The 19,280-nt window shown below is 70.6% G+C and carries 18 protein-coding genes; 5 read left to right on the top strand and 13 right to left on the bottom strand.

Going from position 1 to position 19,280, the window contains the following annotated elements:
• The first annotated feature begins 132 nt into the window (after positions 1-132).
• The gene (locus AB0M88_RS17065; protein WP_364102254.1) at positions 133-1,185 is read left to right on the top strand and encodes an aminoglycoside phosphotransferase family protein; all 1,053 of its coding nucleotides are present in this window, start codon (positions 133-135) and stop codon (positions 1,183-1,185) included.
• On the opposite strand, the gene AB0M88_RS17070 is transcribed toward AB0M88_RS17065, so the two are convergent.
• From AB0M88_RS17070 to AB0M88_RS17105, 8 genes are all read right to left on the bottom strand, one after another.
• Positions 1,163-1,831: a serine hydrolase gene (locus AB0M88_RS17070; RefSeq protein WP_364102420.1), complete on the bottom strand. Its 669-nt coding sequence runs from the start codon at positions 1,829-1,831 to the stop codon at positions 1,163-1,165. The genes AB0M88_RS17065 and AB0M88_RS17070 overlap by 23 nt on opposite strands.
• 126 nt (positions 1,832-1,957) lie before the next feature.
• Positions 1,958-2,890 (bottom strand): NAD-dependent epimerase/dehydratase family protein, encoded by a 933-nt coding sequence (locus tag AB0M88_RS17075; RefSeq protein ID WP_364102257.1) that lies wholly within the window; start codon positions 2,888-2,890, stop codon positions 1,958-1,960.
• Positions 2,887-3,648 carry a sugar phosphate isomerase/epimerase gene (locus AB0M88_RS17080; protein WP_364102260.1) on the bottom strand — a complete coding sequence of 254 codons (762 nt, stop codon included), beginning with the start codon at positions 3,646-3,648 and terminating at the stop codon, positions 2,887-2,889. Before AB0M88_RS17080 ends, AB0M88_RS17075 begins: the two co-directional genes overlap by 4 nt.
• 3 nt (positions 3,649-3,651) lie before the next feature.
• Positions 3,652-4,302: a ThuA domain-containing protein gene (locus tag AB0M88_RS17085; RefSeq protein WP_364102263.1), complete on the bottom strand. Its 651-nt coding sequence runs from the start codon at positions 4,300-4,302 to the stop codon at positions 3,652-3,654.
• A gap of 4 nt (positions 4,303-4,306) precedes the next feature.
• A complete protein-coding gene (locus AB0M88_RS17090; protein ID WP_364102266.1) occupies positions 4,307-5,962 on the bottom strand; it encodes an ABC transporter substrate-binding protein in 1,656 nt (551 codons plus the stop codon).
• Between the two features lie 9 nt (positions 5,963-5,971).
• On the bottom strand, positions 5,972-6,955 hold the full coding sequence (locus AB0M88_RS17095; protein ID WP_364102269.1) for an ABC transporter ATP-binding protein: 984 nt from the start codon (positions 6,953-6,955) through the stop codon (positions 5,972-5,974).
• Entirely contained in the window at positions 6,952-8,931 is a 1,980-nt protein-coding gene (locus AB0M88_RS17100; protein WP_364102272.1) for a dipeptide/oligopeptide/nickel ABC transporter permease/ATP-binding protein, read from the bottom strand. Before AB0M88_RS17100 ends, AB0M88_RS17095 begins: the two co-directional genes overlap by 4 nt.
• Positions 8,932-9,906, bottom strand: coding sequence for an ABC transporter permease (locus AB0M88_RS17105; protein ID WP_364102275.1), 975 nt, complete (start codon positions 9,904-9,906; stop codon positions 8,932-8,934).
• A gap of 161 nt (positions 9,907-10,067) precedes the next feature.
• Here AB0M88_RS17105 and AB0M88_RS17110 point away from each other — a divergent pair, with 161 nt between their 5' ends.
• On the top strand, positions 10,068-10,982 hold the full coding sequence (locus AB0M88_RS17110) for an alcohol dehydrogenase catalytic domain-containing protein (protein ID WP_364102278.1): 915 nt from the start codon (positions 10,068-10,070) through the stop codon (positions 10,980-10,982).
• Between the two features lie 34 nt (positions 10,983-11,016).
• On the opposite strand, the gene AB0M88_RS17115 is transcribed toward AB0M88_RS17110, so the two are convergent.
• Positions 11,017-11,913: a BadF/BadG/BcrA/BcrD ATPase family protein gene (locus AB0M88_RS17115; RefSeq protein WP_364102281.1), complete on the bottom strand. Its 897-nt coding sequence runs from the start codon at positions 11,911-11,913 to the stop codon at positions 11,017-11,019.
• 120 nt (positions 11,914-12,033) lie between these two features.
• On the opposite strand from AB0M88_RS17115, the gene AB0M88_RS17120 reads away from it, so the two are divergent.
• Positions 12,034-13,188 carry an ROK family transcriptional regulator gene (locus AB0M88_RS17120; protein ID WP_364102284.1) on the top strand — a complete coding sequence of 385 codons (1,155 nt, stop codon included), beginning with the start codon at positions 12,034-12,036 and terminating at the stop codon, positions 13,186-13,188.
• A 37-nt stretch (positions 13,189-13,225) separates the two neighbouring features.
• Here the strand turns inward: AB0M88_RS17120 and AB0M88_RS17125 are convergent, their stop codons facing one another.
• The 4 genes from AB0M88_RS17125 to AB0M88_RS17140 are packed head-to-tail and all read right to left on the bottom strand — an operon-like array spanning position 13,226 to position 17,090.
• A complete protein-coding gene (locus AB0M88_RS17125) occupies positions 13,226-13,942 on the bottom strand; it encodes a peptidase (RefSeq protein ID WP_364102287.1) in 717 nt (238 codons plus the stop codon).
• Entirely contained in the window at positions 13,942-15,195 is a 1,254-nt protein-coding gene (locus tag AB0M88_RS17130) for a VWA domain-containing protein (protein WP_364102290.1), read from the bottom strand. Before AB0M88_RS17130 ends, AB0M88_RS17125 begins: the two co-directional genes overlap by 1 nt.
• An 18-nt stretch (positions 15,196-15,213) precedes the next feature.
• On the bottom strand, positions 15,214-16,140 hold the full coding sequence (locus AB0M88_RS17135) for a serine hydrolase domain-containing protein (protein ID WP_364102293.1): 927 nt from the start codon (positions 16,138-16,140) through the stop codon (positions 15,214-15,216).
• Positions 16,137-17,090 (bottom strand): hypothetical protein, encoded by a 954-nt coding sequence (locus tag AB0M88_RS17140; protein ID WP_364102295.1) that lies wholly within the window; start codon positions 17,088-17,090, stop codon positions 16,137-16,139. Before AB0M88_RS17140 ends, AB0M88_RS17135 begins: the two co-directional genes overlap by 4 nt.
• Before the next feature lie 81 nt (positions 17,091-17,171).
• Here AB0M88_RS17140 and murD point away from each other — a divergent pair, with 81 nt between their 5' ends.
• Positions 17,172-18,512 (top strand): UDP-N-acetylmuramoyl-L-alanine--D-glutamate ligase, encoded by a 1,341-nt coding sequence (gene murD / locus AB0M88_RS17145; RefSeq protein WP_364102298.1) that lies wholly within the window; start codon positions 17,172-17,174, stop codon positions 18,510-18,512.
• Between the two features lie 238 nt (positions 18,513-18,750).
• Positions 18,751-19,275: a hypothetical protein gene (locus AB0M88_RS17150; RefSeq protein ID WP_364102301.1), complete on the top strand. Its 525-nt coding sequence runs from the start codon at positions 18,751-18,753 to the stop codon at positions 19,273-19,275.
• Positions 19,276-19,280: the final 5 nt, after the last annotated feature.

Consider the following 19,280-nt stretch of genomic DNA (forward strand, 5'->3'; position numbering starts at 1 on the left):
GATGTCGGACAGTCACGCCACCCGGAGGCGCCCCCGCGGGCGGCATGACGGATCGCCCCGCCGGACCCCTGGAAGCCCCCCGCTCGGGGCACGGCGGGGCGACATCGACCGCGGCGCGTGAGGGGGCTTGACGTGGATCCGCCGATCCCGGAGTCGATCCGCGAGCAGCTGGGACATCCCGTCCTGGTTCGCCGGCTGGACAGCAGTCCGCGTTCCGAGGTGTTCCTCCTGGAGTTCGGCGGCCGGCCCGCGATCGTCAAGCACATCACCAGCGGTCCCGACCGCACCGAGAGATATCAAATCGAGGTGGCTGCCCTGCGGCTCGCCGGCCGGGTCGAGCCCCGGCCCGTAGCCGCCCTGCTGGCGACCGACGCGACCGCTCGCGTGCTGGTCCTCGAGTATCTCGGGGGTGCCCGGGCGGCCACCGAGCCGTGGGCGGTGCGGTATGCGACCGCGCTCGCCCGGCTGCACAGCACTCCTCTGTCGGCGGGAGGCGCCGAGATTCCCCGCTATCGTGGCCCCGGGCCCGACGATGTGGAGGCGTTTCTGCGCCTTGCCCGCCGACTGGGCGTCACCGTTCCGCCGTCCGCGGAGACCGAGCTGATGGCCGCGCTGGAGCGGCTGGCCGACAGCGGGGACGAGGTGCTGCTGCATGGCGATCCCTGCCCGGACAACGCCGTGGCGACCGACGAGGGCATCCGCTTCGTCGACCTCGAAGGAGCGCGACGAGGACCGGGCGTGCTGGAGCTGGCCTACCTGCGCATCGGGTTTCCGACCTGCTGGTGCGTCAAAGCGCTCCCTTGCGCGCAGCTCACCGCCGCCGAGAACGCCTACCGCGACACGCGGCGGTCTCCCGCGAGCGGCATCGAAGACGCATGCGTCAGCTGGCTGATCCAAGGGGACGCTCTCGTCGAGCGGGCCCGCCGCCGCGGCGCCGACCATCTGGCACAGTTGCCGAGCCGGGACTGGGAATGGGGCACCGCCACCGCCCGCGAACGGCTGCTCCACCGGCTGAGCGTGGTCGCCGCTCTGGCCGGCGACCACGGCCCCCTCGCGGCGACAGCCACCTTGACGAGCGAGATGGAATCCGCGGTCAAGCGGCAATGGCCGCGCCTGTCCGCCCTTCCGGCAACCAACGACGATCCACTGACTGATCCCGGTCTCAGGCCCAATCACTGCGCATGATGAGCTGGCCGACCTCGGTGAACTGGCTGCGGGTCAAGCCTTGGATGGCGACGTCGGCGCCGGCGTTGCGGGCGATCGCCAGCTCCTCGGGGACGGCGACCCGGTGCACCACGACGAGGTTCCGGTCGGGGACTCCGAGCAGGAACTGGCCGAAGTTGCCGATCGACATGAAGGCCTGGCCCTGAGGTAGCCGCGGCAGCCACCACTGATAGCCATGGTTCTTCGCGTACGGCGTCAGGCTCTGGTCCAGCCACTCCCGCGGGACCAAGCCGCGTCCTCCCTCCAGCACGAGCAGCCCGATCCGGGCCAGGTCGCGGCCGGAGAGGAACAGGTGGTGGGCCAGGTGCCGGGAGATCTCCGGGCGGCCGAGCAGGCGTTGGCGGGCGGGGTCGAAGTCCTGGAACCCGAGCGGCTCGGCCAGAGCCTGGGCGACCGCGTCGAACACACGCCGGCCGGTCTTCAGCTCGTAGATCGTGCCGAGGGCGTTGGCGTCCCACGCGGTGTAGTGGAACTCGGTGCCGGGCTCGACCGTGCCCCGTTCCGGAAGTAGCACCTCGAGGCCGGTCGGGCTCGCGGCCGGGTGGTAGACGCCGGAGCGACCGGTCAGCAGGTCCTGGACGGTGGCTCGGCGCTCGCGCGGCAGCAGGCCCTGGACGTGTCCGTCCCCTCCGCGCTGGTTGCGCCGGCCTCCCCGGCCGACGCGAGCAGCACGGTGCGGAGCGGCCCGGGCGGGGCATCGAGGGCGGTGAGCGCCTTGACGGCGAGGAGGAGGTCAGCCGGCCAGGCGGTCGAAGGCGGCCGCCAGCTTCTCGTCGATCTTCTGGCGGGACGGGTCGGCGTCGTAGTGGGCGATGATGTCGTGGGCCGCCCGGGCGAACGGAATCCGCGGCGTGAAGCCCGGGACCAGCCGCTTGAGCTTGGTCGTGTCGTAGATGACGGTGTGGCCGAAGTCGTGGGTCAGCACCGGGTTCCAGCCCGGCACCTCGGCCTCGACGGTCTCGCTCGCCCGGTGTACGAGCTTCGGCGACCGCACACCGGCCGCGGCGGCCAGCGCCAGGTGGATCTGGTCCCAGGTCAGCAGCTCGTCGGAGCAGACGTTGACGCTCTCGCCGATCGTGTGGGGGTTGGCCAGCAGCGGCACGAAGGCGCGGGCGAAGTCGGCGCTGTGGGTGAGGTTCCACAGCGAGGTGCCGTCGCCGTGCACGACGACCGGCTTGCCCTGGCGCATGCGGTCGATGGCGGTCCAGCCGGGCAGGACCGGGATGACGGTGTCGTCGTAGACGTGGGTCGGGCGGACGATCGTCATCGGCAGGCCGCGCGAACGGTGGGCCGCCTCCAGCTCGAGCTCGCACGCCACCTTGCCGCTCGGATAGGGCCAGGCGAGGTTGGACCGCGGCGTCGACTCGGTGATCGGCAGGAGCGCGGCCGGGCGGGCGAAGATCGAGCAGGTGCTGATGAAGACGTACTGGCCGGCGGCGGCGTCCAGATGCAGGTCAGCCGGGGAGTAGCCGACCCAGTTGACCACGCTGTCGTAGCCGTCGAGATCGGCGACATCACGCGCGGCGGCCTGGATGTGGCGGACGCCCTCGGGAACGGAACGGGCGGTCCGGGTCACCACGGTGACATCGAGACCCTGGCGTACGGCCTCGGCCGCGCACGCCGAGCCGATCATGCCGGCGCCGCCGAGGAAGAGAACGCGGATCACCTGGCACCTCGCGAGAAGCCGTTGGAGGTCAGGTAGGAGTAGCTCTCCCGGAGCGCCTCGATCATGTCCATCTTGGAGCGGTCCAGCTCGACGATGTGCCAGTCGATCGTGTCGGAGGCGTTCAGGGCCGACGCGATGTCGAGCGTCCCCTGGCCGACCGGAACCATCCAGTCGTCCTCCTGGCTGATCGCCGGACCGTCCTTGACGTGCAGGAACTTGACGCGTGAGCCCAGGGAGCGGATCACCGACGCGGGGTCGGCGCCGCCCATCCGGGCCCAGTACATGTCCAGCTCGATCACGACCGACGGGTCGAGCAGGTCGAGCAGGAGGGAGTACGCCGAGCGCCCGCCGAAGGTGTTGGCGAACTCGGCGTAGTGGTTGTGGTAGCCGACGGTCATGCCGTACGCACGGGCATTCGCGACGCCCTCATTGATCCGCTCCACGCCGCGTTCCATCGCCGACGGGCTGTCGAACTCCTCCCGCTCGAGGCTCCACACCAGCGTCGAGGCGCCGAGGGCCGCGTTCTCGTCGAGGATCGCGGAAGCCGAAGGACCGGCCGGGAACGGGGCGTGCGCGCTGCACACCGTCATGCCCAGCGAGTCGAGCAGCGCGCGGACCGCCAGCGGGTCGCGCCCGTGCAGGCCGAGGGGCTCCACGGCCAGGTAGCCGAGCCCCGCGATCTTCTCCAGGACGCCTTCGAAGTCGGCGGCCGCCACCTCGTGGAAGGTCCACAGTTGAGCTGCGATACCGGGAAGCACTATTTACCCCTTATAAGCCCATTGAAACGCCTGGCGGACCAGCGTGCGGAACGCCGGCTGACCCCAGGCCCGCATGTCGTGCCCGAGCGCCAGGTAACACACCCGCCCGGAGCCGACCGTGCGGGCATAGAGCACCGGAATGACGGCGCCGTCCGAGACGCGCCGGCGGGTGGCCAGCACGTCCACGGAGGCGTCGGCGAACTCGAACTCGTAGTACTCGTCGAAGAGCGTGAAGTCCTCGACGCCCCGGGTGATCGGATGGTCGCCGCCGATCAGAACCTCGAAGGTCCCCTCGTGGTGATCCGGCCCGTGGGACAGATACCGGTTGCCGAGCAGCTCGAAGAGAGGCTGGTCGTCGGGGCCGAGCACGTTGCTGCAGTGGATCGCCACCAGGCCCTTCCCGCCGGCCACCGCGGCGGCCAGCGCCTCCTGCTGGGCGGTCGAGGAGAGACCGCCCGAGGTGTAGAGCAGGTAGACGTCGGCACCGGCCGTACGGGGCGCCGGGCCGGCGAAGCGGCCCATGCCCATCGCCGCGGTGGTCGCGAAGCCGGCTTCCAGGCCCAGGGTCTGGAAGACCGACGCCGCGTTGAGCAGGTCGTGATGGATGTCGTCACCGCTGACGATCACCATCGCGGTCCCGGTGGCTGCGCTCATGTGTTCAGTTCCCGCTCGTCGGCTTGAGGTTGAGGGCGACGACCTCGCTCGGCGCGGCCGTCCAGTACGGGTCGGCGTCGGTCGGGAACCCGGTCACCTTGGTCGCGTTCCAGTCGCCGTACTGCTGGTAGTACGAGAGCACGATCCACGGGATGCCGTCGATGAAACGGCCCTCGAGTCCCGAGATGGCGGCGTCGCGCTGCGCGTCCGTGGTCGCCGACAGGTAGTCGGCGAAGAACTGGGCGGTCTGCGGGTCGTTCCAGCGCTCGATGTTCTCCATGGTCTGGTCGACCTTGCCCACCGGCTGGTAGTACTTCGGGTTCATCCAGGCGTCGTAGAGCTGGTAGGGCGTCTGGAACTCGTTGATCGGGTAGCCGATGGTCGCCTGGTACTGCCCCTTCTGGGTCAACGGGTTGATCGCGTCGACCGAGACACCGTTGATGTCGACCTTGATGCCGGCCTGCTTGAGGTTGGCCTGGATGACCTGGGCCGCGGCCACCTGCTCGGTGAACGCCGACGGGATCGTGATGGTGAACGAGAGCGTCTTGCCGCCCTTGGTGAAGTAGCCGCCGGAGCCCTTGGTGTAGCCGTCCGCGGTCAGCGTCTGCTGAGCGTCGGCCACGCTGTAGGAGTAGGTCGACGCCTTGTGCTCGGCCGCGATCGCGTCGTCGAACAGCGGCAGCGGCAGGCCGCCGGCGAAGGTCGCCGCCGGGCGGTTGGCCGAATCGGCCACCTGCTTGCGGTCGATGCCTAGGCTGACCGCCTTGCGCACCTGAAGGTCGTTGAACGGCGCGCTGGCGTTGTTGGTGATCAGGCCGTCGGCGCCGATGATCGGCCAGAAGTGCTGGAACTGCTTGCCCTTGGCGGTGAAGGTCTGGTCGACGTTGGCGATGTACGTGCTCGACCAGTCGATGTCGCCCTGCACGAGCGCGTTCGTGACCGCGGTGTTGTCCTTGTAGACGACGTACCGCAGGCCGCCGATGCCCGGCTTCCCGGGTTGCCAGTAGCCGGGGTTCTTGTCGATCTCGTAGCCCTGCGGCGTGAAGCTGGTCTTGTTGAGGACGAACGGGCCGGTGCCGACCGGGTCGGGGTCCTGATATTTGGTCGGGTCGCCGACCGTGCTCCAGATGTGCTGCGGCACGATCTCGAGGTTGACCAGCTGGGTGAAGCTGGGCCGGCCGTTCTGCGCGAAGTGCATGACCACGGTGTCGTCGCCCTGGGCCTCGATCGAGTCGAAGTCGATGCCGACCAGGTTGAGCGCCGGGTACTGCTTGAGCAGGTTGTAGGTGAATACGACGTCGGCGCTGGTGAACGGCTTCCCGTCGGACCATTTGACGCCCGGCTGCAGCTGCAGGGTGAGCGACTTGCTGTCGGCCGACCAGGTCCACGACTTGGCCAGCCAGGGCTTGAACGAGTTGGCCGTGATCTTGTTGATCTGCACGAGCGGCTCGTAGATCTCGAACTGGGAGCCGACGGCGTACGCGGTGACCGGCAGGAACGGGTTGAACACCCGCTGGACCGGGTCGCCGGTGCTGGCCACGTTGAGCACCAGGCCGGACTTGTTGGTGGTCGGGGCGTCGTCGCTGCAGGCCGCGACGAGTGAGGTGGCGAGGGCGGCGACGCCGGCTATTGCGACGGCACGCACGGTCTTCAGTCGCATCGGGGGGTCCTATTCCTTGGAGGAGGAGTGCAGCCAGCAGCGGGCCCATTGACCCGCGCCGAGATCGAATCGGGGTGGCGCCTCGGTCGAACAGCGAGGCATCGCGAAGGGGCAGCGCGGATGGAAGCGGCAGCCGGTCGGCGGCGAGATCAGGCTGGGCGGCTGCCCGTTGTCCTTGATCCGGTCGGCCGGCGCCTTGCCCGGGTCGGGCGCGGAGTCGATAAGCAGCTTGGTGTAGGGGTGGGCCGGTTTCTGGGTGACCGCCTCGGCCGGGCCGCCCTCGACGAGTTCGCCGGCGTACATGACCGAGGCCGTGGAGGCGAAGTAGCGGGCCGACGCGATGTCGTGGGTGATGTAGAGCAGCGCCAGATCGCGCTCGGTGACCAGGCGTTCGAGCAGGTTGAGCACGCCCAGGCGGATCGAGACGTCGAGCATGGACACCGGTTCGTCGGCCAGCAGCACGGTCGGCGAGGCGGCCAGCGCACGGGCGATCGAGATGCGCTGCCGCTGCCCGCCCGACAGCTCGTGCGGATATTTGGCGGTGAACTGGCGCGGCGGGGTCAGCCGCACCTCCTCGAGCAGCGCGCCGACCCGGGCGTCCAATTCGGACGCGGGCAGCTTGCCGTGGTGGATGGTGACGGCCCGCCGCAGCGCGTATTCGATGGTGTGGACCGGATTGAACGAGCCGAACGGGTCCTGCAGGATCAGCTGCACGTCCCCGACGTACTTGCGGAGTTGGCGCCCGTTGCGCACCTCGACCGGTTTGCCGTCGAGCTTGATCTGGCCGGACGTGGGCTTGTAGAGCTGAGCCATCAGCCGGGCGATGGTCGACTTGCCGGAGCCGCTCTCGCCGATGACCGCGGTGATCTTTCCCCGGTGCAGCGTCAGGTCGACGTGGCTGACCGCGTGCACCTCACGACGCCCGGGGTGGGTGAGACGGCGAGCCAGCGGGAACGTCTTGCTGACGTCGACCATCTCGAGTGCGGCGGTCATCGTTCCCCCTCGTAGAGGTGGCAGGCGGTCTGGGTGGGGCCGAGCGGCAGGAGCAACGGGCGGGTCGACAGGCACGAGGGCATCGCGTGCGGACAGCGCGGATGGAACTCGCAGCCCGAGGGCAGCGCCTGCAGGTCGGGCGGCGAGCCGACGATGCCGGTGAGCTCGCGCTTCGGCCCGGACAGCGTCGGGAACGACCCGAGCAGGCCCTGGCTGTAGGGATGGGTGGGCCGCTCGTAGAAGTCCTGCGCCGCGGCCAGCTCGACGACCCGGCCGGCATACATGATCGCGATGTCGTCGGCCAGCTCGATGAGCATCGACAGGTCGTGGGTGATGAAGATGACCGAGAAGCCGAGCCGCTTCTGCAGCTCCATGATCTTCTCGACGATCTGCCGCTGGATGACCACGTCGAGGGCGGTGGTCGGCTCGTCCATCACGATGATGTCCGGGTCGAGGGCGAGCGCGATCGCGATCATCACCCGTTGCCGCATGCCGCCGGAGAGCTCGTGCGGATAGGCCGACGCCCGGTCGAAGGAGATGCCGACCAGCGACATCAGCTCGCGCACCCGCTCCTGCCGCTCGCTGTCACTCATGCTCGGCCGGTGCGCGGCGAGCGCGTCCTCGATCTGCGCCCCGACCTTGAGGATCGGGTTGAGCGCGTTCATCGCCGACTGGAAGACGATAGACAACTCCTCCCAGCGGAACGCGGTCAGCTCCTTCTCCGACATCGTCAGGATGTCGCGGGTGGCGCCGTCGGCCCCGGTGTAGAGCAGCTCGCCCGAGGCGACCGAAGCCGCGCCGGAGTGCAGCCGGGTGATCGCGTAGGCCAGCGTCGACTTGCCCGAGCCGCTCTCCCCCGCGATACCGAGGACCTTGCCCCGCCGCAGCGTGAGCGACACGTCGTTGACCGCGCGCACGGTCCGGTCACCCGACCGGTAGTCCACGCTCAGATCACGGATCTCAAGAACCACGTCCGACCTGGGTCCGGCCGCATCGGCCGCCGCCGGCTTCGCGCCGGGAGACGCCTTTCTCGTACGCGCCGGCTTCCTCAACGACCGCTTCGTCGCGATCCCGGCGGAACGAAGACGCGGGTTGATGAACTCGTCGATGCCGAAATTCATCATCGAGAGCCCGGTCCCGACCAGCGCGATCGCCAGTCCGGACGGCACGAACCACCACCACGCGCCGAAGCTCAGGGCGGAACTGTTCTGGGCCCAGTAGAGGATCACGCCCCAGGACCAGTCGGTGACGTCGGTCAGCCCGAGGAAGGCCAGCGAGGCCTGGGTGAGGATCGCGCCGATCACGGTCGAGAGGAACGTGGCGGCGACGATCGCGGTCTGGTTGGGCAGGATCTCGCGGAACACGATGCGGACCGTGCTCTCGCCGGTGGCCCGGGCCGCCTCGACGAAGTCGCGGCGGCGCAGCGAGAGTGTCTGGGCTCTCAGCACGCGGGCGCCCCAGGCCCAGGCGGTCAGCGAGATGACGATGACGATCGCCAGCTCGCCCGCGTCGGGCAGCGTGCCGGCCAGGATGACCACCAGCGGCAGACCGGGGATGACCAGGAAGATGTTGGTGATCAGCGAGAGGATCTCGTCGGTGATACCGCCGATGTAGCCCGCGAGCAGCCCGATGACCAGCGAGAGCACGGTCGCGACGACGCCGGCCGCGAAGCCGACCAGCATCGACGTGCGGGTGCCGTAGATCATCTCGGCGAAGACGTCCTGGCCGGTGTGGGTCGTGCCGAGCCAGTGGTGGACCGACGGGCCGGCCAGCACGTCGTAGCTGACCGCGGACGGGTCGGTGCTGATGACCAGCGGGCCGATCAGGGCCACCAGCGCGAAGAACAACACGATCGCGGTGCCGGCGATGACCTTGCCGGAGCGGAAGCCGCGCAGCCACTTGGCCCGCCTGGATTCGCCCGAGTCGGGGGCGTGCTCGGCCGGGTCGAGGGTCGCCTCGGTTGCCAGGGTCGTCATCTAGGCCCTCCGGATCCGCGGGTCGAGGACCACGTACACCAGGTCCGCGATCAGGTTGGCGCCGAGCACGGCGACGGTGATGATGAAGAAGACGCCCTGCATGAGCGGGTAGTCCTGGGCGCCGATGGCCTGGAAGAGCGTGTAGCCGAGGCCCGGGTAGTTGAAGACGACCTCGGTGATGATCGAGCCGCCGACGATGAAGCCGAGCGAGAGCGCGAAGCCGGCCAGCGAGGGCAGCACCGCGTTGCGGCCGGCGTACGTGTTCATGACCCGCCGCCGCGACAGCCCCTTGGCCCGGGCCAGCAGGACGTAGTCCTCGGCCAGCGTCGTGATCATCATGTTGCGCATGCCGAGCAGCCAGTAGCCGATCGACGAGACCACGATCGTCAGCGCGGGCAGCAGGGCGTGCAGGAAGACCGAGTGCATGAACGGGTAGTTCCAGCCCATGCTCAGCCCGGGCCGGTAGCCGCCGGCGAGCGGGAACCAGTGCAGCTCGACCGCGAACAGGTAGACCACGATGAGGCCGAACCAGAAGTAGGGCACCGAGGTGAGGAACGTGGTGACCGGGATCAGGCTGTCGACCCAGGTGCCGCGCTTCCAGCCGGCCAGGGTGCCGAGGCCGATGCCGATGATGAAGCTGAGCACCGTGCAGACGCCGATCAGCCCGAGCGTCCACCACAGGCCCTGGCCCATGATCGTGGTGACCTTGGCCGGGTAGTTGCTGAACGAGATGCCGAAGTCGCCGTGCAGCAGGCGCCCCCAGTAGTCCAGGTATTGCCGCCACAGGCCGTCGTCGGTGTCGCCGTAGAGCTTGCGGAGCGCGAAGACCGCGTTCGGGTCGAGCTTGCCCTGGAAGCGCTGGAGCATCCGGGACACCGGGTCGCCCGGGATCAGCCGGGGCAACAGGAAGTTGAGGCTCAGCGCGGCGAACGCGGTGAGCAGGTAGAAGAACACCCGGCGCAGCAGAACCATCATGGCCGAACCGCCATACCCTTAGGCGCCATACCTGTAGAAATCACTGCATACCAATCGTGGAACCACAGGTTACCGGAGTTAACCGGCCCGCAACAGTGTTTCCCGTGTTCAACCCCGCAAATTTCGGAGACCATCTGGTTCTTGAGGTATCGTGAGGCGCTATGCGATTCAGCCACGTGACAGGCCCCCGCTCCTCCGAGATCGTCGAAGCCGAGATCGCGCCCCCGGGCCCCGGCCAGGTGCTGGTCGACGTGCTCGCGTGCGGCGTGTGCACGTCCGACCGCACCACCTGGGCGGCCCGGGCCACCTCCGAAAACCCGATCCGCCTCGGCCACGAGATGGTCGGCCGCATCGCCGCGGTCGGCGACCAACACTCCGGCTGGGCGGCCGGCGACGTCGTCACCGGGCTCGGCGGCGACGGCTTCGCCACCCAGGCCCTGCTCGACAGCCAGACGATCCTGCCGGTGCCGGCCGGCCTGCCGCCCGAGCTGTGCCTCGGCGAGCCGCTGGCCGTGCTGGTCGAGGCGCTCGGCCGCAGCAACGTGCGGCCGGGCGACCGGGTCGCGATCGTCGGGCTCGGCTTCATGGGCCAGGCGCTGGTCCAACTGACCCGCGCACTGCTGCCCTCCGAGATCATCGGCATCGACCCCAGCCCGTACGCCCGGGAGCGCGGCCTGGCCGCGGGCTGCACCCAGGTCCTCGCCCCGGGTGAGGTGCCCGCGGAGGCGATAGCCGACGTGGTTCTGGAGGCCTCGGGGGCCGACGCCGCGCTGGCGACCTCGGCCCGGCTGGTGCGGCAGCACGGCACGCTGTCCGTGATCGGGTACCACCACTCCGGCGAGGCCAGGCTCGACATGGACCTCTGGTACAAGGGCGTCACCGTGGTCAACGGCTTCTCGCCCCAGCGGCCCCGGGTGATCGCCGCGATGCGCCTCGGGCTGCGCGAGATCGCCGACCGGCAGTTCAGCTTCGCGCCGCTGATCACCCACCGCTTCGGGCTCGACGGCGTCGACGAGGCGTTCCGGCTGATGGAGGCCGCCCCGCCGGAGTTCGTGAAGTCGATCATTGTGCCGTGACCGCGGCCGCCTGCCCCGCTCATCGTCGCGTCGCTCATGGCGCCGGGACCTCGGTGGCGGCCAGCGCGAGCGCGCCGAGTACCGGAGGCCGGTCGAGGAAGTGGACCGTGCTCTCCGGGTGCCGGGTCGCGACCGCGTGGGCGAAGACATCGCGCAGCAGCGGCTGGGCCAGGATCACCGTGCCGCCGGCGACGATGTCGCGGCCGGCGACGCCCCGGGCGATCAGGCGGTCGACCAGCGTGGCCAGCTCGGCGCCGGCCCGGCGGACCACGTCACCGGCCAGCACCGAGCCCTCGTCGGCGGCCCGGAAGATCTCCTCGGCGTGGCTGCCGACCCAGGCCGTCGAGTCGGCCGTGCTGACCTTGAGGGCCAGCTCGGGACCGCCCTCGACCTGCACGCTGTCGAGCAGCCGGCGGCCCAGCTGATCAAGACGCTCGCCCCGGTCCATCGCGCCGAGGACGGCCCGCGCGGCTTCGCGTACGAGACCGGCCGCGCTCCCCTCGTCGCCGAGCACCCAGCCCCAGCCGCCCGCGGTGACCAGCCGCCCGCCGGCCCGGGCGACCGCGATCGAGCCGGTGCCGGCGATGACCCCGATGCCGTCGGCGAGGCCGAGCGCCCGGGTCAGCAGCTCAGCATCGTTAACCACCCGAACCGGGCCGGTGAAGATCTTGGACAGCTCGGCGGCGAAGAAGTCGCACAGCTCGGTGCTGTCGCAGCCGTGCGCGCCCACGCCGAGGGACCAGCCGAGGGCCTCGTCGCCCAGCCAGTCACGCACCAGGCCGCTCAGGCCGATCGCGTTGGACGCGTGCGAATGAGTGCGCCAACTTGGCGTTTCCACCGTCAGCTCGCGCTCGATGGTGCCGCCGTCGGCCAGCACGAACTGTGTCTTGGTGCCGCCGATGTCGACGCCCAGAGTCTTCCTAGGGTCCATGCCGCGCGCCCCTCCGTTGTAGCTTGGTTCGGAAGGTTAACGAACTCTCGACGGGCACACAATGGTCGGCGGCGTTACTATGCTTCGCACTTGGGCCCTCGGCCCGGGAAGAGGAGAACGATGAGACGACGCCCCGACGCCGCGGACTACGACCTGGCCACCAGCTCGCGGGCCGTGTTCAGCACGCTGGCCTCCATCGGCCCGGCCACGCGTCCGCAGCTGGGCGAGGCGCTCGCGCTGTCCAAGCCGACGATGTCGGCCGCCATCGCCGAGCTGGCCGACCACGGCCTGGTCACCCACCAGGGCGCGGTCCGCGGCACGACCGGGCGCAGCGCGCAGCTCTACTCGATCGCCCCCTCGGCCGGCCACGTGCTCGGCGTCGAGGCCGGCTCGACCCGCATCCGGGTGAGCGCCCACGCCCTCGACGGCCACCAGATCGCGACCGCCGAGCGGCGGCTCTCCAGCCGGGCCCGCCGGGTCACCGAGGCCGTGCTCAGCGCGGTCACCAGCGCCGGCGAGGAGGTGCGGGCCGCGGTCGGCGAGGCGAGCGGTCCGCTGCGCCAGGTCGTCATCGCCGCGCCCACGCTGCCGTCCGAGGGCCGCGCCAAGGAGCTCCGGCCGGACGGGCTCGACATGCTCGACAAGGCGCTGCCCCTGCCGCCCGAGGTGCCGGTCTCGATCGAGAACAACGTGAACTGCGCGGCCATGGCCGAGCACCGGGTCGGCGCCGCGCGCGGCCACGACGACTTCGTCTATCTGCAGGTCGGCGTGAAGATCGGGCTCGGCGTGGTGATCGGCGGCCAGTTGATGCGCGGCTTCCACGGCGCGGCCGGTGAGATCGCCATGCTGCCGTTCCCGTGGGCGCCGGGCGGCCCGTCGCCGCACCGCGCGGGCCTGGAGGAATACCTGGGTTCGACCGCGCTGATGTCCCGCGGCTCGGCCGAGTGGCCGGACGGCCGCGGACCGGCCCCGCGCACCCCCGAGGCCCTGTTCGAGGCCGCGGCCAGCGGCAATGAGGTCGCCCGCAAGATGGTCGACGCCCACGCGCAGGACATCGGCCGGGTGGTCGCGGCCGTGCTCAGCGTCGTCGATCCGGGCCTGGTCGTGCTCGGCGGCGGCGTCGGCCAGAACCAGTTGCTGCTGCCCGAGGTGCGGCGGGCGGTCGAGGAACTGGCCTGGCCGGTCGACGTCACGATCGGCGCGCTCGGCGACCACGCGACCATCCAGGGCGCGGTGCACACCGCGATCACGAGGGCTCTCGACCGGATGATCTGAGCACTGCCGACCCGGGCCACCACGGGCCGCCGGAGTGTCAGGCCCGCGACCAGCGGCGCCGCCGGCGGGTCCACGAGAAGCCGACCAGGCCGCCGACCGCGGCGAGGATGCCGCCGGCCGCGGTCCAGATCCAGCGCGACGAGAACTCCGGCAGGGCGAACGTGTCGCGGTCCGGTTCCGCCGAGACAGTCGGTGAGGGCTGGTCGGTCACCACCGCGCCGGGCCGGTTGATCTGCGTCAGCGGCGCTGAGAGTTTGCCCTGGTCGTCGCCGGTGGACCCGGTCGGGGCGGCCAGCGACAGCTCGACCCGCACCGGCAGCCCGAGGTCCTTCTCGGGCAGCTCGGTCGACGAGAGCCGGACGAAATACTGGCCGGGCAGCGGGTCCTGATCGGACGGTTCGGCCCACGACCGCACCTGGCGCAGGCGGCAGCCCAGCGTCACCTCGGTGGCGTCGGCCGCGGCGACCGGGCTCTGGTCGCCGGCCACGCACGGCTGCCGGCGGCGCAGCCCGTCGAAGACCTCGACGATCCACGACTCGGGCCCGCTGCGGTCGGCCGCCTGCGGCAGCGTCACCTTGGCGGTCAGCTCGGGCTGCTGCCCGGCCTCGGCGGTGAACGACCAGTACAGGTAGTCGCCGGTGACCGCGGCGACCTGGGCCGGTTGTCCGGGCGTCAGCGGCACCGCGGTGAGGAAAGTGGTTCCGGCGCTACCGGCCGGGACCGCCAGCAGAACGGCGGCAAGGGCGGTGAACATCAGTTCTCCCTCCAGGTGGCGACCCACCAGCGGGTCAGCCAGCCGGCCAGGACGCCGGCGATCAGTCCGGCGACGGTGAGCACGAGCAGCAGGAGCCAGCCGCGGCCGAGGCCGGGCGCGTCGGGTACGTCCGAGGCGGCGACGGTGTCGACGCTGAGCTCGATCGGCATGCCCGGGGCCGCGCCGGACGTGGCCGAAGCGAACGAATTGCTCACGATCAGGCACACCGTCGGCGACGCGCCGGTCCCGGCGCCGGACTGAGCGGCCGCTGTCTCCCCCGACCACCGCAGGCCCGAGGAGACCACATCGGACCGGCCGCTGCCGGCGTCCAGACCCCGGACCAACTCCCGGCCGTCGTCGGTCACGGCGTTCAGGAGTACGCCGTAATCCCGGTTGACCGGCCGGTCCAGTGCGACGCTGACCGACGCCCGCAGTTCCTGGCCGGGCTGCAGTGGAACCCGGTAGTAGCGGTGCTCGCCGATCTTCTCGCGGTCGCTGTAGACGCCCGGGGTGAGCTGGGGCGCCTTGTCGCACGACTCCGCGCCGGCGACGGTGGCCGGGACGACCGGCGGCGGCAGGGCGGCCCGGCCGACCAGCTGTTGCACGCGGCCGGAGAGCTCCTGCTCGCTGTCGGCCGACGCGAACGTCCCCCCGGTCGCGGTCGAGATGCAGACCAGCTGCTTGCGGGTCTTCTCGTCCGGGGTCAGGCCGAGCGTGTCGATGACCAGCCGGGTGCCCTGGGCGGCCAGGTCGCGGGCGACCTCGCACGGGTCGGGCGGCGTGCAGGTGTCCTCGCCGTCGGTGATCAGCACGATCCGCCGGGCCGACCCGCCCTCGCCGAGGTCGTCGGCCGCCTTGCGCAGCGCCAGCCCGATCGGGGTGAACCCGTGCGGTTTGAGCGTCGCGATGGCGTCCTTGGCCTGCTGCGCGTCGACCGGTCCGACCGGAACGATCTGCTGGGTGTCGGTGCAGCCCAGCTTCTTGTCGTCGTTCGAGTATCTGGCGCCGAGCACCCGGATGCCGAGCTGGGTGGTCTCCCCCAGGCCGTCGACGACCTCACCGAACGCCTTCTTGGCCACCGAGATGCGGGTCGCGCCGTCGATGTCGGCGGCCGCCATCGAGCCGCTCACGTCGAGGACCAGTTCGACCTTGGGCGGGTTCCCGGTGTCGTCGGCCTGCGCCGGCGCCCCGAACAGCACGGATATCCCGATCAATCCGGAAGTCACCACTATGGACAGTCTTTTGTGGATCACGCGGCAAGATCATAAAGCCTAGCGGAGTGACCAGGGCCCGGTCAGGAGGCGATCGCACCAGCGCTGGAAGGGCTCGCGATCGCCCCGGCCCCACAGGATGCGGTTGCTGAGGATCACCACGCCGTAGCCGCGCGCGGGCTCGATCCAGATGCGGTTGCCGACGAACCCGGAATGGCCGAAGCTGCCCGGGCCGGGATGCGGTCCGCCGAGCCCGCGGGTCGGGGCGAGCCACCAGCCCAGGCCGTAGCGCTCGCCGTCCGGGCCGGCCGACCAGCATTCGGTCGCCCGGGACGGGGTGTTCAGCCACGACCGGGCGGCCCGGGTCACCAGGTCGAGCGTGCCGAAGGCACCGGCGTGACCCGACGATCCGCCCATCGCCCAGGCGTTCTCGTCGTGCACTTCGCCGACGATGAGGCGATTACGGACCGGGCACTGTTCGGTGGGGACGGCCGGGCCTTCGGGCACGCCGAAACGCAGGTGCGTCCGCCGTTGGGCGAGAGCGCCTATCGGCGTACGGGAAAGGTCCTGGACCAAGGCTCCGAGAAGGAGAAAGCCGATGTCGCTGTAGACGGCGGCCGGCCGTTTCTCGATTCCGGTGTTCAGCGCCGCCTCGACAATGGTGTCGTAGCCGGTGAGGTGCTCGAAGAAACGGACGGTCGCCGGGAGTCCGGCCCGATGGCTGAGCAGATCGGCGATCGTCGCCGCGCCGATCGGGCGGCCGGCCGCGCGATTCCAGACGTCGCCCAGCCGAACCGACGGATCGGGGAACATGTCGAGCACCTCGGGCAGCGTGACCAGCACTTTCGTGAGACTGGCGAGATCCCACCAGGCGTCGCGGCCCGCGCCGCGAACGGTTGCCGCGAGCACCCCGCGCCGGTCGAAAACGCTGATCGCGACGGCCGGAACCGGCGCCTCTTCGGCGAGTTCCGCCAATGCCGCCTTCATGGCAGCGCCTGGTGCAGAGCCCGCATCGACACGATCGCCGAGCGCATCTCCTGCAGGTAGCGGTCGGGATTGGTGGCGCCCGGCGCGAACGGCACCGTCACCCGCGAAGGGTCGACGCCGATCGTGTCGATCCCGCAGCCGTGACGCAGGCCGAGAATGCGAATCGCATCACCATGCTGGAACGGCACGTAGATCGGCGTGGTCACGACGAGAATCCGGTCGGTCGCGCGCAGGCGCATCCGCCCGGCCCAGAATTCGTAGGTATCGGCGGTGTTGGCGCGCCGGATCGCGGGTTCGCTCGACGGCGCGGCGAGCACGTGAATCTCCGGCTGCCCGGGCCACCGATAGGTGCGCACATCCCATTCACCCTCCAGACCCTCCCGCTCGACCGGCCGGGTCAGGTCGAAGCCGGCGCGCACGCCCACGTCCATGGCGTCGACCTCGAAGGCCGCCCCGCCCAGGCCGGGCAGCTCCCTCTCGGCGTGGGTGAGCGGCCGGAAACTGCCCAGAGCAGCCACCTCGCCCACCTTCACCGCCCCCGAAAGCGCCAGCTCGGCGGCGTATCGCGACCGCTGCAGGCAGGCCCGCCCGAGCCCGCCGAGCACCAGCATGTGGTCGTATTCCGAATGAGGCGGCGGGGCCGCCTCGACGAGCCGCAGGGCGGTCGCCGCGGCGACGATCAACTCGGTGCGCCCGGCGTCGAAGGCCGGCGCGGTCACCTGGTCGCGCTCCACCCGGCCATGGCGCCGGAAATCCCAATGCACACCCGAGAAGGCGTCGAGCCAGGCCAGGAGGTCACCGACGCCGGCGTCGGGCAAGCTTTCCCCGTACGCCGCGACCAGCGCTTTCATCGGCTCGGAGGCGACCCAGCGGTGAATCTGGTCGTCGAGCCGGCCGGGCCGGAACCCGGGCTCGCAGGCGGGCAGAGCCACCGGCGGGAACGTCACCACGCCCCGGATCCTAGGGCGATCGGCCACCCCGGCCGGCGGGTAAGGTGTCCAGCGGTAGTCGACAGGGTCGGAGGAACAGCGGTGCACCTGCAGGAACTCACGGGCCGGCGGGTCGCCGTCTGGGGAACGGGCCGCGAGGGCATCGCCGCCGCCGAGGCCATCCACCCGCACCGGCCGAGCCGCCTGATCGCCGTGCAGGACAAGGCGACCTTCCTGGCCACCGACTGGACCGGCCGCCTCGCCGAGATCGCCCCGCTGTTCACCGACGCGGACGCGCACCGCGAACTCCAGTCGATCGACGTGATCGTCCGCTCGCCCGGGATCGCCCAGGTCCACCCGTGGATCGTCGAGCACCGCGCCCGCGGTGGCATCGTCACCGGCGGCACCTCCCTCTGGATGGCCGATCACGCGTCGCGCACCGTCGGCGTCACCGGCAGCAAGGGCAAGAGCACCACCACGACCCTGATCCACCAGCTGCTCGCGTCGGCCGGGCGCCCGAGCACACTCGGCGGCAACATCGGCATCGCCGCGCTGTCCCTGCCCGAGTCGGAGCACTACGTGCTCGAGCTCAGCGCCTACCAGTGCGCCGACCTCGACGACTCGCCCCGGGTGGTCGCGCTGACCTCGCTGTTCCCCGAGCACCTCGACTGGGCGGGCAGCGAGGAGCGCTACTACCACGACAAGCTCAACGTGGCGATGCACGGCGCCTCGGCGATCGTCTACAACGCCCAGGACTCCCGGCTGATCGCCCGGCTCCCGGCCGACCTGCCGCTGATCCCGGCCAACTCGCCGGAGTCGTTCCACGTCGCCGACGGCTGGGTCTTCCGGGGCGGCGAGCGGCTGTTCGAGCGCTCGCTGCTCAAGCTGCTCGGCCGGCACAACGAGGCCAACCTGTGCATCGCCCTCGCCGCCGTCGAGGCGTCCGGCATCGACGTCGTCTCGTCGCTGCCCGGCATCGTCGCGGGCGTCGCCGCCTACGAAGCACTCGATCAGCGACTCACCCCGCTCCGCGACCCGTCCGGCCTGACCTTCGTCGACGACTCGCTGTCGACGATCCCGCAGTCGGCCATCTACGCCATCGAGGCCTACGCCGGCCGCCCCCTCACGGTCATCCTGGGCGGCGAGAACCGTGGCGTCGACTACGGCCCGCTGCGCGCCTTCTTCGAGGAGAAAAAGGTCGAGGCCACGCTGATCGGCATCCCCGACAGCGGCAAACTCATCCTCGACACCCTGCAGGGCCTGCCCGGCGTCCGCACGATCCTCGCCGAGGACCTCCCGGCCGCCGTCCGGCTGAGCCGCGAAACCACCCCGGCCGGCGGCGTGGTCCTGCTTTCCCCGGCCGCCCCGAGCTACGGCCGCTTCGACAACTGGCAGCACCGCTCCCGAGTCTTCCGCGAGGCGATCGAGGCGACCGCGCCCTGAGCGGCCGCCGCAAGCCCTGACCCCGGTCGCAAGCCCTGACCCCGGCTGCAAGCCCTGACCCCGGCCGCGGGCGCTGAGATCGGCCCGGGGCCATAGATCACATGACCGGCGGGTAGGACTGACCAATCGTCCAAAGTGTCTAGCTTTTTGTCTCGTTCTGTGAGCGCCACCTCGACGATCCGTGGATCATCCAGAACCCTGGGTCCGCCGCACTCACCGCGAGATCAGGGACGATCCGATGACCGATTACGTTCCCGGCACGAACCCGCCCGAATCCGCGCCAAACGTCCACCGGCCGGCCCGTCGTCGCCGCGCCTGGCCCTACCTGGCCGTCATTGTCGTCGTCGGCGCCGCACTGGCCGCGGTGTTCATCTGGCCCCACATGAAGGGCAACGACCCCGCGACCCCGGCCGCGGCGGCCGGCGCCACGGTCTTCACCCTCAACGGCACCCTGGCCCTCGGGCCCGGCCAGTTCGTGCCGGTCGACGGCACCAGTTGCGCCGGCACCGCCGCCTACAAGGACCTCACCGTGGGCGCCACGGTCACGATCACCGACGGCGTCGGCGGTGTGCTCGGCGCCGGCAAGATCGAATCGCTGGACCTCAACGGCGGCGGCGAGACCGGCACGTGCGACCTGAAGTTCGCGGTGCCCGGCATCCCGACCGGCAAGGGGTCCTACGGCATCGAGGTCGCCCACCGCGGCATCACCAAGTACGACGAGTCCAAGGTGCGGCTCGGCCAGCTCCAGCTCTCGGTCAGCTGAACGCC

The sequence above is a fragment of the Actinoplanes sp. NPDC051411 genome, assembly GCF_040682075.1.
Taxonomy (GTDB): Bacteria; Actinomycetota; Actinomycetes; order Mycobacteriales; family Micromonosporaceae; genus Actinoplanes.